Genomic DNA, 15,401 nt, shown 5'->3' with positions numbered 1-15,401 from the left:
ATCGGTTTTTTCCGCTGCTGCCTGACTGGATAACGCGTCGCGCGGCGCGCAGGGATAGGCTGACCGTCAAGAGGCGACACAAGGTACGACGATGTCAAAACGTGATTTTTACGAAATTCTGGGTGTGGCGAAGAATGCCAGCGACGAAGAGCTGAAAAAAGCTTATCGGAAGCTGGCCATGAAGTATCACCCAGACCGGAACCCGGATAACAAGGATGCGGAAGAGCGTTTCAAGGAGGCGAAACAAGCCTATGAAATGCTGTCCGACCCTCAGAAACGCGCAGCGTATGACCAGTATGGTCATGCCGGCGTGGACCCGAACATGGGTGGTGGCGCCGGTGCGCAGGGCTTTGGCGGCTTTGCCGACGCGTTCGGCGATATCTTCGGCGATATCTTCGGCCAGCAGGCCGGAGGGCGGGGGGGCCGTACGGGACCGCAGGTGTACCGCGGTGCCGATCTGCGTTACAGCATGGAAATCACGCTGGAGCAGGCGGCGCACGGCTATGACACACAGATCCGCGTGCCGGGCTGGACCGAATGCGATGTCTGTCACGGCCATGGCGCCAAGCCGGGCACAAAGGCGCAAACTTGTCCCACGTGCGGTGGCCAAGGCCAGGTTCGGATGTCACAGGGCTTTTTCAGTGTTCAGCAGACCTGTCCGAAGTGTCATGGGACGGGCAGCTATATTCCGGACCCCTGCACGAAGTGCCATGGCGTAGGCAAGGTCAAGGAAACGAAGACCCTCGAGGTCAAGATTCCGGCTGGTATCGACGAAGGCATGCGCATACGGTCGGCGGGCAACGGCGAACCTGGCGTCAATGGCGGGCCGGCCGGTGACCTGTATATCGAGATCCATATCAAGGCGCACACGGTTTTCGAGCGCGATGGCGACGATCTGCATTGCCAGATGCCGATTTCGTTTACCACGGCGGCCCTGGGTGGCGATATCGAAGTGCCCACGCTGAATGGTCGGGTGACGTTCCCGGTCCCCGAAGGCACGCAGTCTGGCAAGACGTTCCGCTTGCGGGCCAAGGGTATCAAGGGTCTGCGGTCCAGCATTGCCGGTGATCTCTACGTGCACGTGGGTGTGGAGACGCCGATCAAGTTGACTGACGAGCAGCGTGCCTTGCTGCAGCAATTCGAAGCGGCCCTGGCCGAAGGCGGCTCGCGGCATAACCCGCAAAGCAAGAGCTGGTTCGACAAGGTCAAGAGCTTCTTCGAGTAAGTCGCGGTGGATGCGGTGCGGACGCCACTTCGGGGGGAACCGTTTGCCTTGCTGGACGACGCCCGGCCCATGCCCACCGGACAACATGCCGCTCGGCCTTCGGTCGCGGCTGGACAGCGCGGTGGCGGCGCGCCGGCGACAGCGACCAGCCGGCTTTATACCGACTATCGACACACGCGTCATTGCACCCATCCCGCGACATTCGAGCAGACATGGCAGCAGGTTGAAGTCGATCTCGCCGCTGGATTGCATGCGGTCATCCTTGCCGACTACGAGTGGGGCGCCGCGCTGGCGTCGTCCGGCAGTATTCCCTTGGCGGGCGGCGCGTTTCGTGTCCTCTGCTTCGCGCACTGTTCGCGTCTGACGCAGGCGCAGACCGATGCATGGCTAAGCCAAGTCAACGCTGAACTCGCAGATGGCGACCTTGATGCGCCTGTACTACCGGATGCGATGCCTCGTTCCACCGCGGCATGCGTACCGTGCGCTGTATCTCCCGCCGCTGTTACGTTGCGTTCTCCCGATTCCCCTCGCGCTTCGCCGCGCCCCAGCGGCATTGCGGACCTGTCCGCAAGCGTCACCCGTGCGGCCTTCGATGCCGCAATCGACACCATTCATCAGGCGCTGCGTGCCGGAGACAGTTATCAGGTCAACTACACGTTCCGGTTGGCATTCGGTGTCTATGGCGATCCCGTTGCGCTGTATTGCCAATTGCGTCAACGGCAGCCAGTGGCATTCGGCGCATTGATCCGCACCCCTGCAAGCTGGGTGCTGTCTGTTTCTCCCGAGCTGTTCGTCCGCCATGACGATGGCGTGCTGTCGGCCAAGCCGATGAAAGGTACGGCCGCGCGCATACCGCACGATCCGGAGGCGGATCAAGCGGTGGCGCGTGCGCTGCAGGCTGACGAGAAAAATCGCGCCGAGAACGTCATGATCGTCGACTTGCTGCGCAACGATCTCGGACGTATCGCGTCCGTAGGCAGCGTGCGGGTGGATCGCTTGTTTGACGTCGACGCCTGGCCATCCGTATGGCAAATGACGTCAACGGTGCGTGCCGAACTGGCGCCTGGCAAGCGCTTCCCCGATGTGTTGCGGGCGTTGTTCCCGTGCGGCTCGATTACGGGTGCGCCCAAACATGCCGCGATGGCCCTGATTCAGCAGATTGAGACAACGCCGCGCGGACTTTACACCGGTGCCATCGGCTGGATCGATCCACTGTCCGGGCCGCCAGTGAATCTCGCGGATGCAGCGAAGCACCGATGTGGTGATTTCTGTCTTTCGGTGGCGATTCGCACCATCACCATCGATGACCCACAAACGGGTGACCGAGGCGCGAATGACGGCCTGTTGCCGGCCCGCGCCGGAATTGGCGCGGGAATCGTGCTGGACAGCCTTGCTGCCGACGAATATGCCGAATGCTGGCTGAAGGCGCGTTTTCTCACCGGTGCGGATCCGGGATTTGCGTTATTCGAAACCATGGCGTTGACCGTGGCGACTGACCTTGCCAAGACCGTCTCGCTTTTGCCTGGAAGGGACACCATCGCACGACCGGTAGCGGCACGCGTTGCGGCGCTGACTTGCGCCATGCCGTTTCTGCCGCGCCATCTCGCCCGACTGGAAAAGGCCGCGGAACGACTGGGGTTCGATTGGTCGATCGATCGGGTATTGGCGTCGATTGAGACGCAACTCAAAGCGGTCTTGGCGGTTGCGTCATCCGCACCGTCGCATACGGTATCCGCATCCGCATCCGCATCCGCGCCAACACCCAGGAGCACGTCCATGTCATTGGACCGCTTCGTGCCAGAGGAGACATTCGCGCCGACGCATCGTGTCCGACTCGCCTTGTCTAAGGACGGTACGCCGGTTTGCACGATCGCGCCGCTGGCGCCGTTGGGCGCGGAACCCGTCGGCTTGCTTCTGGCAGTCGACCATGGTCATGCACCGGTTCGCGCCGATGATTTTCTGTTGCGTTTCAAAACCACCGCACGCGGGCATTACGACACGGCATGGCAGGCCGCGGTGACGCAAGGCGCGTTCGATATGTTGTTCGAGAATACCTCGGGTGAGTTGACCGAGGGCGGCCGCAGCACCGTGTATGTGAAATTGGACGGCCACTGGTACACACCGCCCGTGCATTGCGGGCTACTGCCGGGCGTCTTTCGTGGCGCTATCCTTGACGGCGTTGTGCCGGGGGTGCCGCTCGTCCGCGAGCGGGTCCTCCGACGCGACGACCTGGCCCGCGCGGAAGGCTATGCATTATCGAACGGTCTGCGCGGCTGGATAACCGCATCCATCCAGCGTTGATGGCCGATGTGCGACGGCGCATGCCGTGGCGCGACGCGATCCAAGGCGGAACGATATTGCCCGGAAGGTCGGCCAATGGGTGCGGTGATCGGATTGATCTCCTCCGATCACCGCACCGGCGTATCAGAATGTATGTTCCTCAGCCGGAAACTGTATGTCCTTGACGGCTTGCACATACGCCGCAACGCCCGCTGCGATCGACGGTTCACCGGAGACGAAATCACGAACGAAACGCGGACGCTTGCCGGGAAACACGCCGAGCAAGTCATGCAGCACCAGCACCTGGCCGGAGCAATCGGGACCGGCGCCAATACCGATCGTCGGCACGGCGAGCGCATCGGTCAGTTCCGCTGCCAATACCGCCGGCACGCCTTCGATGACGATCAATTGCGCGCCGGCATCTTGCAAGGCCTGGGCGTCGTCCTTCATCGTCTGCGCCCCTTCGATCGTGCGGCCCTGGATCTTGAATCCCCCCATGGTATGTACCGATTGCGGCATCAGGCCGATATGCGCGCAGACCGGCACTGACCGCTCCACCAGAAAGCGCACCGTGTCGGCGAGCCACGCGCCGCCTTCCAACTTGACCATCTGCGCCCCTGCTCGCAACAGCGTTACCGACGATGCAAAGGCATCGGCGGGTGTGCCGTAGGTGCCGAAGGGCAGGTCGGCGATGATCAACGGCCGCGAGGCGCCACGGGCGACGCAGCGGGTGTGATAGGCGATGTCGTCGAGCGTCACAGGCAACGTGGTGGCATGTCCCTGCAGGACGTTGCCTAGCGAGTCACCAATGAGCAACACATCCACGCCCGCCTGTTCTAGCAGCGCCGCGAAGCTGGCGTCGTAACACGTCAGCATGGCGATCTTTTCGCCGGCGTCCCGCATGGCCTGCAGCGCGGGCACCGTGATGGCGCGGCGTTCGGTGGACTGTAGGTAACTCATAAGGACCCTTTGACAAAAAATTCGCGTGGCCCGCGCATCCGGTGGATATGGTCGAGCAGCAAGGCGAGATCGGCTTCATCCTCGGCGGGAGCCATGTTCTCGGCGTTGACCGTCAACAACGGTGCGGCCTCGTAGTGATAGAAAAACTGGTTATAAGCGTCACACAGAGCGCGCAAATAGGCATCCGACATCTGCAGTTCAACGCCGCTGCCGCGTTTCTGGATTCGCGCGAATAAGGCTTCGGGGCTCGCCTGCAGGTAGATCACCAGATCCGGCACCGGCGATGGGTTCGGCAATTGCGCGGCCAGTCGCTGGTAAAGGGCAAATTCTTCCGGATCGAGATTGAGTTCCGCATACAACGCGTCTTTTTCCGGCAGGAAATCGCTGATTACCGGCCCCAGTCCCGCCAGGGTGCCACTGGCCGTACCTATGATCGATCCTGACGTTCCCAACGCGGCGGCGCTGGACGTCATACCCTGCCCACCGCCGGGTCCCACACCCACCGCCGCGTGCTTCAAACCGGCAGCCAAACGGCGTCGCTCCAACAAGAAGTGCTGTTGTACAGCCAACGCATGCCGTGCCGGGTCACGATAGAAGCGTTCCAGGAACGGATTGGCATGCGGCTGTTCGAACACCGGTGTCATCGCCCATTTTTCGGCAAGCACCTTTGCGAGTGCGCTTTTGCCTACTCCCACCGGACCCTCGATCACCACATAGCCATAGCGGGGCCGCCCTTCGGCGTCTACCGGCCATTCTGGTGCCGTGACCGGCCGCGACGGCGCGGTGATCGGCAGGTCGGCAATACTGTTGACGCCGATGATCGTGTCCGGTGGCAGGGCGTCCGGCTCGAGGCTTGAATGCGCGCCTATGGGCTCACCGGCCGCGCTATCGGCACCGCTGGCGGAATAGGATGACAGTGGCGCTGGTGCAAATCGAGATCGGTTCATCGGCGACGAAAAGATGGTGGAAGGGTGACCGTCAGGCAACGGGGTCGGGCACCGGGTAAATGGGTTGCGGACAGGCGATCATGTGATCGAGCGGCGCACCTTAGACAGGGTCGGGCGGCGAACACAGCGAGGCGGACGGTATCCTGCACTGGCACGTCGCGACGATGTCGATGCGTTGGTCGCTCACCGCCGCGAGGAAGTCCGCCGCGCGCCCCTTGCCAGGCACGACGACATCGCCGTCGAGTTCCAATAAAGGCTGCAGCGCGAACGCCCGCTCCGTCAATCGTGGGTGCGGAATTGCCAGGTCCGGCTCGTCCAGGCATACGTCGCCGTACAGCAGGATATCGACGTCCAGCGTCCGTGGGGCGTTGTGATAGGGCCGTTCACGACCGAATTCGTGCTCGATGCCCTGGCACAATTCGAGCAAGAAGCGGGGCGGCAACAAGGTGCCTATCGCCACGACAAGATTCAGGTAATCGCCCCCGCTTGCATCGATCGGGGCGGAGCGATAGAGGCTCGACTTGCCGAGCACGATGATGCCCGGCCGTTGCGCCAGCGCAATGACCGCGTCTTTCAGCGACTGTCTCGCGTCGCCGAGATTGGCACCCAGTCCCAGATAGGCAACTGTCATAGCGTAAGACCGTTACAAAGTGCGTGTTACACCGTTGGGGTCGGGACATCGGCACTACCATCACCTTCCTGGCCGCCGTCCTGCCTGCCCTGCCCACCGCGTCGCCGCCGACGTCGCGGTCGAGCACGGGAACCGGCTTCACGCGGGCCGTTGTTCAGCAACGCCTCGCGTGCCTCGAAGTCGCCTGTAATGAAATCGGTCCACCATTGACCCAATGCAGCCTCGATCTCTTCCGATTCACACCGCAACAAGAAGAAATCATACGCCGCTCTGAATTTCGGGTGTTCAAGCAGTTTCAAGGCACTACGGCCGGCGCGCTTTTCCAGGCGCGGCTGCATCCCCCAGATTTCCTTCATATCGGTGACGAACCGCCGCTGGATCGCCAGCTTGCCGGTCTGCGCATTCATCACGTCGTCCATGGCGCGATGCAAGGCCGGGATGGGCAGTTCGCCCGCGGTTGTGTACTGTTTCCAACTGCGCAGCGTTTCATGCCATAGCAACGCCGCGAACAGGAAGCCCGGTGACACTGGTTTGCCCGCGCGGATGCGCTGGTCCGTGTTGGTCAAGGACAACGTGATGAATTTCTCGCTGACCGGCTCGGACAGTGCCGACTCCAGCATCGGCAACAGATGCTGGTTCAAACCTTCGGCGCGCAACTTCGTCAGGCATGCCAGAGCGTGACCGGACAGCAGCAGCTTCAGCATTTCATCGAAAATGCGCGCGGCCGGCACGTTGTTCAACAAATCCGCCATGGCCGCGATCGGCGCCCGCGTGGCGGGCTCGATATCGAAACCGAGCTTTGCCGCGAACCGCACCACGCGCAACATCCGCACCGGGTCCTCGCGATAGCGCGTCTCCGGGTCGCCGATCATTCGCAGCGTGCGCGCGCGCATATCGTCGATGCCGGCGTGGTAGTCGAGCACCGTCCGGCTCGACGGGTCGTAGTACATCGCGTTGATCGTGAAGTCCCGACGGCGTGCGTCTTCATGCTGCTCGCCCCAGACGTTGTCGCGCACCACGCGACCACTGGCATCCACGGCATGCAGGCGGCGATCCGGGTCCTCGCGGCGTCGACGGCCGCGCCGGTCGCCGCCGCGTCCACCTTGTGCCACCGGGCCACGCGCGCTGTCCTGCCCACGGTAACCGATCGTGTTCCCGTTCACATCGTCTGCATGCACGTCCGGATCGGCGTCGTCCCCATCATCCTCGGCCTGTCCGTGCGCGTCACCGTCGTCGTGTTCATGGTCGCTATCTACACGGCGCTTCGGCGCAACTTCGGCCCGGGCCATGTCGCGTCGTCCCGTCTCGGCGGCAGCGGCAACGATCGAGGCATCTGCTGCCGCCGCCGCGGCGCTGTCGGCGGCAGCGGTCTCGGGTGTTGTCGCCGGATCCACCATGGCGCGGAACGTGGATACCTCGATGATCTCCATGCCGAACTGCACGTGCACGATTTGGAAGCGTCGGCCGATGATACGGGCGCGACGGAACAAGCGCTGAACCTGCTCCGGTGTGGCGTCCGTGGCGACGTCGAAGTCTTTAGGCGCGACGCCGAACAACAGATCGCGCACGGCACCACCGACGATAAAGGCGCGGAAACCGGCTTGTTGCAGCGCATCGGTGACGCGTACCGCATTGCGGGAAATCAGCGACGGGTCGATACCATGGACGTCGGCAGGAATGACGACCGGCACATCCGGCGTGACGAGAGACGCGGGCGTATCGGATTTTTTTCGATCCCCGGCCGGTTGGACATCGCGGGCCGGTCTGCGGCTTCCCGCGCCGCCACGCGATATGGCCGCGGCGTCGGAGCGAGCGGCAGGCGCCAACACGGCGTCCGGGCGCGCGCTCATGAGGTGGCCACTGTTCGCGCGAATCGACCGGGCACGGCGAGCGACACCGGCACCGTCGCTACGCGTCGTGGCCGCCTGCGCTGCGTCGCCAGCAGCGCTGTCGGCGGTCTCGGTGTGCGCCACCACCTTGCGCGCGGCACGTTCGCGGCCGCGTGCGGCGGAGCCCGGGGCACCTTGCGCCGGAGCCGTGCCGCGCGAGCGCGACCGTGCCGGGGTGTCCGTCGATGCGGGATCGTGTGCCGGATCAGTCGGCGCCGCGGAATCCGCTTCCGCGGTGGTGGGCAGTGCGTCTTCCGGACGGCCCAGCAGTTTTTTAATAAATTTTGTAATCACGTCAATTAAAGAGTTCGAGGATGCGCCAGCCGTGAGCGGTCGCATGCGCGCGCAACGTCTCGTCCGGGTTCGTCGCAACGGGGTCGCTGACCTCCAGCAACAGCGGCAGGTCGTTACGCGAATCGCTGTAGAAAAAGGTCCGCGAAAAATCGCCAAGTGTCTTGCCTTGATCGGCCAGCCAGCTATGCAGTCGTGTGATCTTGCCCTCGCGGAAACTCGGCACGCCGACGATATCGCCGGTGTAACGACCGCGCGGCGCATTGTTTTCGGTCGCCAGATCGATGGCGATGAGGTTATCCACGCCCAGGGCCTGCGCGATCGGCCGGGTGACGAATGCGTTGGTGGCCGTGATCACGCAGCACAGGTCTCCCTGCGCCTGGTGCGAATGCACGAGTTCCCGCGCACTGGGTAGTAGCTGTGGACCGATCACCTCGGTCATGAAGCGTGCGTGCCAGGCATCCAGTTCATCACGCGAATGCCGCGTCAACGGGGCGAGCGCAACTCGCAGGTACGCGTGAATATCGAGGCAACCGTTCTTGTAGTCTTCATAGAATCGCTCGTTGTCCCGTTGGAATTGCACCGGGTCGACCAGCCCGAGCTGAATCATGAAGCGTCCCCACGCATGATCGCTGTCTGTGGGGATCAAGGTGTGGTCGAGGTCGAATAAGGCGAGTCGGGTCATGGAATGTGATTCTACTTGATGCGGCCCGTGCGAGTTCGCGCGGAATGGGGGGAGGGGGGCGGTTTTGGCGTCGGGACCGGCGTGTCGACGGTCGGCGCCAAGATGCCATCGGGTGCATCGGCCAGCATCGCGCGCAGCAGGGGCAGTGTGATGGCGCGCTTACGTTCCAGTGCGAATTGCCCTAGCGCGTCGAGCAGTCGTTTCAGGCTCGGCATGTCGCGCTGGTAGTGGTGCAGCAGGTGGGGCGGGACGTCGGGCGCCAATGCAAAGCCGCGGTCGCGGGCGGCAATCTGCAGGGCGGAGATCTTCTCGTCGTCGTTCAGCGGCGCCAGACGGTAGACCAGTCCCCACCCAAGCCGCGTGCGCAAGTCGTCGCGAATGGTCAGGCCGCGCGGCGGGGCCGCGCCAGTGGCGACAAAGGCGACCTTCGGGTCCGCCTGGATTTCGTTGAACAGATTGAAGACCGCGATCTGGCGTGCCGGCGGCAGCCGATCGCAGTCGTCGATCGCGTAAAGCAGCACGTGGGAGTCAAAGCCGAAGCTCGACAAGGGGCTTTGCGGGGTCAGCAGTCGTACCCGTTGCCGGGCCGCGCCTGCTGGCGCGTCGGCGGTGTCGATCGCATCGCACAAGGCATGCAGCAGATGACTGCGGCCGCTGCCGGATTCACCCCAGACGTAAAACACGCGGTCATCGGTGGCGCGGGCAAGCCCCGGCCGTTGGAGATCGAGTGTGGCAAACACGCTACGGCGCAATTGTTGCAAGCGACTGATCAGTTCCGCGTTCGGTCCGGCAATGAAATTGTCGAACGTCGCCGGTGGTGGTGTTCCCAGATCGAGCAGCAACTGGCGGCTGATGGGAGGCGATGTCCCCGAGGGGGAGATCGCGACGTCGGTCTCGCGAACGCCCGGCGTCGGCTGACGCGTGCCGGCCTGACCGGACGGCAAAGGGCGCGTCAAGACCCTTCTCCGGTCCGCGTGCGCGGACCTGCATCGGCCGCGCACAGGGCGCGGCCGCGGAGGCGGCGGCGAAACGACAGCAAATTCATCGGGGAATCCATCGGGCGGCAGCCTGCATGGGGTAAAATCCGCATTTTACCGAACCTGCCGCGAGCAGACGGTGTCCTTTCACGATGCCATGCGATTTTGCATGTGCTTTTCTCCCGCTTTTTCGTCATGAATGAACCGAAAGACCTTCCCGTGAACGCTTCCGCCTCTGGTCTGTCCTACCGCGACGCGGGGGTCGACATCGACGCGGGCGACGCGTTGGTCGATCGTATCAAGCCGTTGGCCAAGCGCACGATGCGCGAAGGCGTCCTGAACGGTATCGGTGGTTTTGGCGCGCTGTTCGAAATTCCGAAGCGCTACAAGGAGCCGGTACTCGTCTCCGGCACCGATGGCGTGGGCACCAAGCTGCGCCTGGCATTCGAGCTGAACCGTCACGATACCGTGGGCCAGGATCTCGTCGCGATGAGCGTCAACGATATCCTCGTGCAGGGCGCCGAGCCGCTTTTCTTCCTCGACTATTTTGCCTGCGGCAAGCTGGATGTCGATACGGCCGCACGCGTGGTCGGTGGCATCGCCACCGGTTGTGAGTTGGCCGGTTGCGCGCTGATCGGCGGGGAAACGGCGGAAATGCCGGGCATGTATCCCGACGGTGAATACGATCTGGCCGGTTTCGCGGTAGGTGCGGTGGAAAAGAGCAAGATCATCGACGGCCGTGGCATCCAGGCAGGTGACATCGTGCTGGGTCTTGCATCGAGTGGCATCCACTCGAATGGCTATTCGCTGGTCCGCAAGATCATCGAGCGCGCGCAACCGGATCTGGATGCGGATTTCGATGGCCGCTCATTGGCCGACGCGCTGATGGCGCCCACGCGCATCTACGTGAAGCCGGTGCTGAGCCTGCTGCAACAGGTCGATGTCAAGGGGATCGCCCATATCACTGGCGGCGGCCTGGTCGAGAACATTCCGCGAATTCTGGCGGAAGGCCTGACCGCTGAACTCGATCATCGCGGCTGGCCGCTGCCGCCGCTATTCGGCTGGCTGCAAAAGCACGGGGGCGTGGCCGATGCGGAAATGCATCGCGTGTTCAACTGTGGGATCGGCCTGGTGATAGTCGTCTCCGCCCAAGACGCGGCGAAAGCCAGCGCGGCGCTGTCGGCCGCCGGTGAAGTGGTCTGGCAAATCGGCGCGGTGCGTGCGCGTGCCGCGGGCGAGGCTCAGACCGTCGTTATTTAAGTCGGTCCGGGAAAAAAGGGGCGCGATGAGGTCTGAACTGACCCCATCGCGCCCCTTTTTTATTGGTTCGCTTCTCGTACCGTCGTCACCCTTGATGAGGGAAAGGCGGGTGGCATCAATGTTCCGCCGCGGCGACGCGTAGTCGACCCAATGCGTCGATCACGGCATGGCTTGCAACGTCCACGATATCATCGCGGACGCAGTCGATCACCGTGCGTTGACCTATCTTTCTGAGCCAGGTCAACTGACGTTTGCACAATTGGCGCGTGGCGAAGATGCCTTTGTCGCGCATAGCCGGCCAGTCGTCTCGACCCTCCAGGTAGTCCCACGCCTGTCTATATCCGACGCACCGCATCGAGGCCAGGTCCGGATGCAGATCACCCCGCGCGTGAAGCCGCCGTACTTCGTCAATGAAACCGTGTTCCAGCATCGCATCGAAACGCTTTGCGATGCGATCGTGCAGGACGGCGCGATCGGATGGCTCCAGCGAGATCACGGTATAAGCGTTGGCGGGCGCCGGGGGCGTGGCGCCGCTGCGGCTCGCATCGGCGTTTGCATCCGCTTTTTGCCGGGCGAGCCAGTAGGACATCGTGTGGCCGCTGACCATCAGGATTTCAAGTGCGCGCTGGATGCGCTGGGCATCGTTGGGCGCAAGGCGTGCCGCGGTGTCTGGATCGTGTTGCGCAAGGCGGCGGTGCATGGCTGGCCAGCCATCGCGGGCCGCATCGGCGTCGAGTTGCGCGCGAATCGCGGCATCGGCCTGAGGCAACGCGGCAAGTCCTTGCGTCAGCGCATGGAAATACATCATCGTGCCGCCAACGATCACCGGCTGCGCGCCACGCGCGCGGATTTCGGTGATCAGGCGCAGGGCGTCGTCACGAAATTCGGCGGCCGAATAGGCTTGCCGCGGATCGCGGATATCGATCAGCCAATGCGGGATGTCGGCGCGCTCGGCGATACTCGGTTTCGCCGTGCCGATGTCCATGTCCCGAAACACCAGCGCGGAGTCCAGGCTGATCAATTCGACCGCGCGACCAGATGCGCGCTCATGACGCGCGACGGCCAACGCGGTCGCGGTTTTGCCGGAGGCGGTAGGTCCCAATACGCAGACGACCGGGAGGGAGGCCGAGGCTGCCGTCATTGACCACGCATGAAAAGACGGTCCAGGTCACCGATGGTCAACTGATACCAGGTCGGGCGTCCATGATTGCACTGGTCGGCGCGTTCGGTTGCTTCCATCGCGCGCAGCAACGCGTTCATCTCGTCGAGCGTCAGGCGACGATTGGCCCGTACCGCGTGATGGCAGGCCAACGTGCCGAGCAACGTGTGTTGATGCTCGGTCAGCACGCGCGACCCGCCCCAGGCGTGCAGATCGGCGATCAGCGCCCGGGCGAGTGACGCCAGATCGGCTTCCTTCAGGAGCGCCGGGACCGATCGGATCGCCAGAGTGGTTGGCGAGATGGGGGCGATATCGAAACCAAGCGCTTCCAGCGTCTCCCGGTTTTCCTCGACCGTGCCCACCTCGACCGGATCGGCAGGCATCGATACCGGAATCAGCAAGGGCTGTACGGCAATGCTCCGGTTCGCCAGTGCGGTCTTGAATTGCTCGTACAGGATGCGTTCATGCGCCGCGTGCATGTCGACGATCACGAGTCCACGCCCGTTTTGCGCGAGCACATAGATGCCATGCACCTGTCCGAGCGCGAAACCGAGCGGATGGGCATCGTCATCGTCCCAGTCGCTGGCGTCACCGCCCACTCCGGCCAGTCCCGGACCCGTGTAAAGGGGCGACCCGGCTTGCGCCTCTGTGTCGGTCCGCGCGGTCGCCGAGCCTGCCTGGTAGGATGCCCCCGCCTCTCCTGCGAACAGCGGCGACGCCGGACGCCATCGAGGATCGTCGCCGTGTCCGCTGATGCCTTCCGCGCTGGCGCCGGTACGCGCGTCACCCGTGCCGTCGGCACCCTCGGTATCGTCGCGTCGGCCGAACAAGGCGCCGTAGTACGAAGCGGTCGCACCGGCGTCCGGCGTGCCGAAACCGCCTCGGACACCACCGGCGCCGCCGCCGTAATACTGGCCCGTGCCACCGCCTTCGGCGCCAAGGCGGCCGATCGGCAACGACGCTTGCCGGGTCGGTTGGAGCGGCGCGGATGACCGCCACGCCGGCATCGTCTGCGCGACATTACTGGCGTCGCCGCTGGTGGTCGCGTCGTCTCCCTTTGCCGCAAGGCCATCGGGGCCGATGACCGCGGCATGGCCACCGTGCGTCGTGTCGGGCGATTGTCCCGCGTGACGCGCCAACGCTCTCTGTACCGAATGAAAGACGAACTGGTGAATCGATCGCGAGTCGCGGAATCGTACCTCTATCTTCGACGGATGCACGTTCACATCGACGGCTTCGGGTGGCAGATCCAGGAACAGGCAGTACGCGGGAAAGCGATCACCGTGCAGCACGTCCTCGTACGCCGCGCGCACCGCATGGTTGAGCAGGCGGTCGCGGACAAAGCGGCCGTTGACGAAGAAATACTGTTGATCGGCACGCGTACGGCTGGTCGTGGGCAGGCCGGCGCACCCATAGACGGCGATCGGCCCGGCTACCTCGTCCACCGGCAGGAATGCGCGACTGAACGCCTCGCCCATCACCGCGCCGACACGCTGCACCGGTTCGGCGGCATTCCAATGCTCGACGGCGCGACCGTTGTGCAGTACCGAGATGGCGACGTCCGGCCGTGACAACGCCGCGCGGCGGACCATTTCCAGGCAATGCCCGAATTCCGTTTGCTCGCTTTTCAAGAACTTGCGGCGCGCGGGTGTATTGAAGTACAACTCGCGGACGTCGATGACGGTGCCCTGGCCACCTGCCGAAGGCGCGATCACGCCGGTATCGGCATCAATCCGCGTGGCGTGCGGGGCGGCGGCGGTCCGACTGGTGATGCTTACCTGCGCGACTGACGCGATGGACGCCAGCGCTTCGCCGCGGAACCCGAGCGTGGCGACGGATTCCAGCTCCGACAACGATCGGATTTTGCTCGTGGCGTGTCGCATCAGCGCGAGCGGCAGTTCGTCGGCGGCAATACCGCCGCCATCGTCGGTGATGCTGATGCGTTTGACGCCGCCGCCTTCCAGCACCACGCGCAGCGACGTAGCGCCGGCGTCGAGCGCATTTTCCAGCAGTTCCTTGACGACCGACGCCGGCCGCTCGACGACTTCGCCCGCGGCAATCTGACTGATGAGCTGATCTGGCAAGGCACAGATCGGACGGGCGGCTTGCCGCCCACGCCGGGGGCCGGGCGCCGTTTCGGCAACAGGCAGCGGTGCGCCGACGCCAAGGGAGTCGGCATCGAGATCGGGGGTGTGGGCTTGATTCAAGGTTAACGCGGTGTTAACGAACGATGCGGAAAACGAGGCAGGATCAGGTCCGCGCGGCGCGATGGCTGTGTGGCCGATAGCGCATCGGACTTTGACGAATTATAGCGACAATACCGGACGTCACCGGCGAATCCATCGGCGTGCAGGGTGATTCCGGTATGATGTTCTGCGCCAAGATGGCGTCAACCGACCCAACCACAAGGAAAGACGATTTGGATACCGTTCTGCAATTCGCCGGCATGATTCTTCATATCGACAAATTCCTGGGGCCTTTCATCGCGAACTACGGCGCCTGGGTCTATGCAGTCTTGTTCCTGATCGTATTCTGCGAAACGGGCCTGGTCGTTTTTCCCTTTCTCCCCGGTGATTCGCTGCTGTTTATCGGGGGGGCGTTCGCGGCCAGTGGTGCGATGTCATTGGGCACCCTGCTGGTGTTGCTGGTTGTTGCGGCGGTACTCGGCAATACCGTCAACTATATGATCGGCAGCGCGATTGGACCGAAGGTGTACGAGTCGAATTGGCGGTTCCTGGACCGTACGGCGTTGCAACGGACGCATGGCTTCTACGAACGCCACGGCGGCAAGACCCTGGTGCTGGCCCGCTTCGTACCCGTCGTGCGGACGTTTGCGCCGTTCGTCGCCGGTGTGTCGGGAATGAGCGTGGCGCGATTCCAGTTGTTCAATATCCTGGGCGCGCTGTTCTGGGTGGTGTTGCTGGTGGTGTGCGGTTATTTCTTCGGTAACCTGCCGTTCATCCGTCAGTATCTGAACGTGATCGCATTGGTGGGTGTCTGCGCGGCCGTCGTGCCGGTTGCGTTGGGTGGCCTGTACAAGATGCTGCGTCAAAAGCGTGGAACGCCGGGCGCGACCGACTCGTCGCGCAAGGCGTAA

The 15,401-nt window shown here is 63.5% G+C and carries 12 protein-coding genes; 4 read left to right on the top strand and 8 right to left on the bottom strand.

The features are described 5' to 3' along the window. Positions 1–91 precede the first annotated feature (91 nt). Positions 92–1,225: a molecular chaperone DnaJ gene (gene dnaJ / locus SJQ66_RS26995; protein WP_024901764.1), complete on the top strand. Its 1,134-nt coding sequence runs from the start codon at positions 92–94 to the stop codon at positions 1,223–1,225. A gap of 69 nt (positions 1,226–1,294) precedes the next feature. Next, complete coding sequence (locus SJQ66_RS26990; protein WP_320534771.1) at positions 1,295–3,526, top strand: chorismate-binding protein; 2,232 nt, start codon at positions 1,295–1,297, stop codon at positions 3,524–3,526. A gap of 123 nt (positions 3,527–3,649) precedes the next feature. Here the strand turns inward: SJQ66_RS26990 and panB are convergent, their stop codons facing one another. The 6 genes from panB to hda all read right to left on the bottom strand — a co-directional run bounded on the left by panB (position 3,650) and on the right by hda (position 9,762). Beyond that, positions 3,650–4,465 (bottom strand): 3-methyl-2-oxobutanoate hydroxymethyltransferase, encoded by an 816-nt coding sequence (panB, locus tag SJQ66_RS26985; RefSeq protein ID WP_046153119.1) that lies wholly within the window; start codon positions 4,463–4,465, stop codon positions 3,650–3,652. Further along, positions 4,462–5,253 carry a deoxynucleoside kinase gene (locus SJQ66_RS26980; RefSeq protein ID WP_046153142.1) on the bottom strand — a complete coding sequence of 264 codons (792 nt, stop codon included), beginning with the start codon at positions 5,251–5,253 and terminating at the stop codon, positions 4,462–4,464. Before SJQ66_RS26980 ends, panB begins: the two co-directional genes overlap by 4 nt. Positions 5,254–5,512: 259 nt before the next feature. Further along, positions 5,513–6,043, bottom strand: a complete 531-nt coding sequence (folK, locus tag SJQ66_RS26975; RefSeq protein ID WP_024901760.1) for a 2-amino-4-hydroxy-6-hydroxymethyldihydropteridine diphosphokinase — start codon at positions 6,041–6,043, stop codon at positions 5,513–5,515. A 26-nt stretch (positions 6,044–6,069) separates the two neighbouring features. Beyond that, the gene (gene pcnB, locus SJQ66_RS26970) at positions 6,070–7,893 is read right to left on the bottom strand and encodes a polynucleotide adenylyltransferase PcnB (protein WP_236693512.1); all 1,824 of its coding nucleotides are present in this window, start codon (positions 7,891–7,893) and stop codon (positions 6,070–6,072) included. A 334-nt stretch (positions 7,894–8,227) separates the two neighbouring features. Then, positions 8,228–8,908 (bottom strand): histidinol-phosphatase, encoded by a 681-nt coding sequence (locus tag SJQ66_RS26965; RefSeq protein WP_024901757.1) that lies wholly within the window; start codon positions 8,906–8,908, stop codon positions 8,228–8,230. 11 nt (positions 8,909–8,919) lie between these two features. Then, positions 8,920–9,762, bottom strand: a complete 843-nt coding sequence (gene hda, locus SJQ66_RS26960; RefSeq protein ID WP_024901756.1) for a DnaA regulatory inactivator Hda — start codon at positions 9,760–9,762, stop codon at positions 8,920–8,922. Between the two features lie 318 nt (positions 9,763–10,080). On the opposite strand from hda, the gene purM reads away from it, so the two are divergent. Further along, positions 10,081–11,145, top strand: a complete 1,065-nt coding sequence (purM, locus tag SJQ66_RS26955) for a phosphoribosylformylglycinamidine cyclo-ligase (RefSeq protein WP_024901755.1) — start codon at positions 10,081–10,083, stop codon at positions 11,143–11,145. Between the two features lie 115 nt (positions 11,146–11,260). On the opposite strand, the gene miaA is transcribed toward purM, so the two are convergent. Both miaA and mutL read right to left on the bottom strand, forming a co-directional pair. Next, on the bottom strand, positions 11,261–12,286 hold the full coding sequence (miaA, locus tag SJQ66_RS26950; RefSeq protein WP_024901754.1) for a tRNA (adenosine(37)-N6)-dimethylallyltransferase MiaA: 1,026 nt from the start codon (positions 12,284–12,286) through the stop codon (positions 11,261–11,263). Further along, positions 12,283–14,511: a DNA mismatch repair endonuclease MutL gene (gene mutL, locus SJQ66_RS26945; RefSeq protein WP_407691529.1), complete on the bottom strand. Its 2,229-nt coding sequence runs from the start codon at positions 14,509–14,511 to the stop codon at positions 12,283–12,285. Before mutL ends, miaA begins: the two co-directional genes overlap by 4 nt. A gap of 212 nt (positions 14,512–14,723) precedes the next feature. Between mutL and SJQ66_RS26940 the strand changes: the two genes are divergently transcribed. After that, complete coding sequence (locus tag SJQ66_RS26940; RefSeq protein ID WP_320534770.1) at positions 14,724–15,401, top strand: VTT domain-containing protein; 678 nt, start codon at positions 14,724–14,726, stop codon at positions 15,399–15,401.

The sequence above is a fragment of the Robbsia andropogonis genome (assembly GCF_034047095.1).
GTDB classification, from domain to species: Bacteria; Pseudomonadota; Gammaproteobacteria; order Burkholderiales; family Burkholderiaceae; genus Robbsia; species Robbsia andropogonis.
Note: the sequence above shows the minus strand (reverse complement) of the source record. Positions and strands in the feature narration are given on the sequence as shown.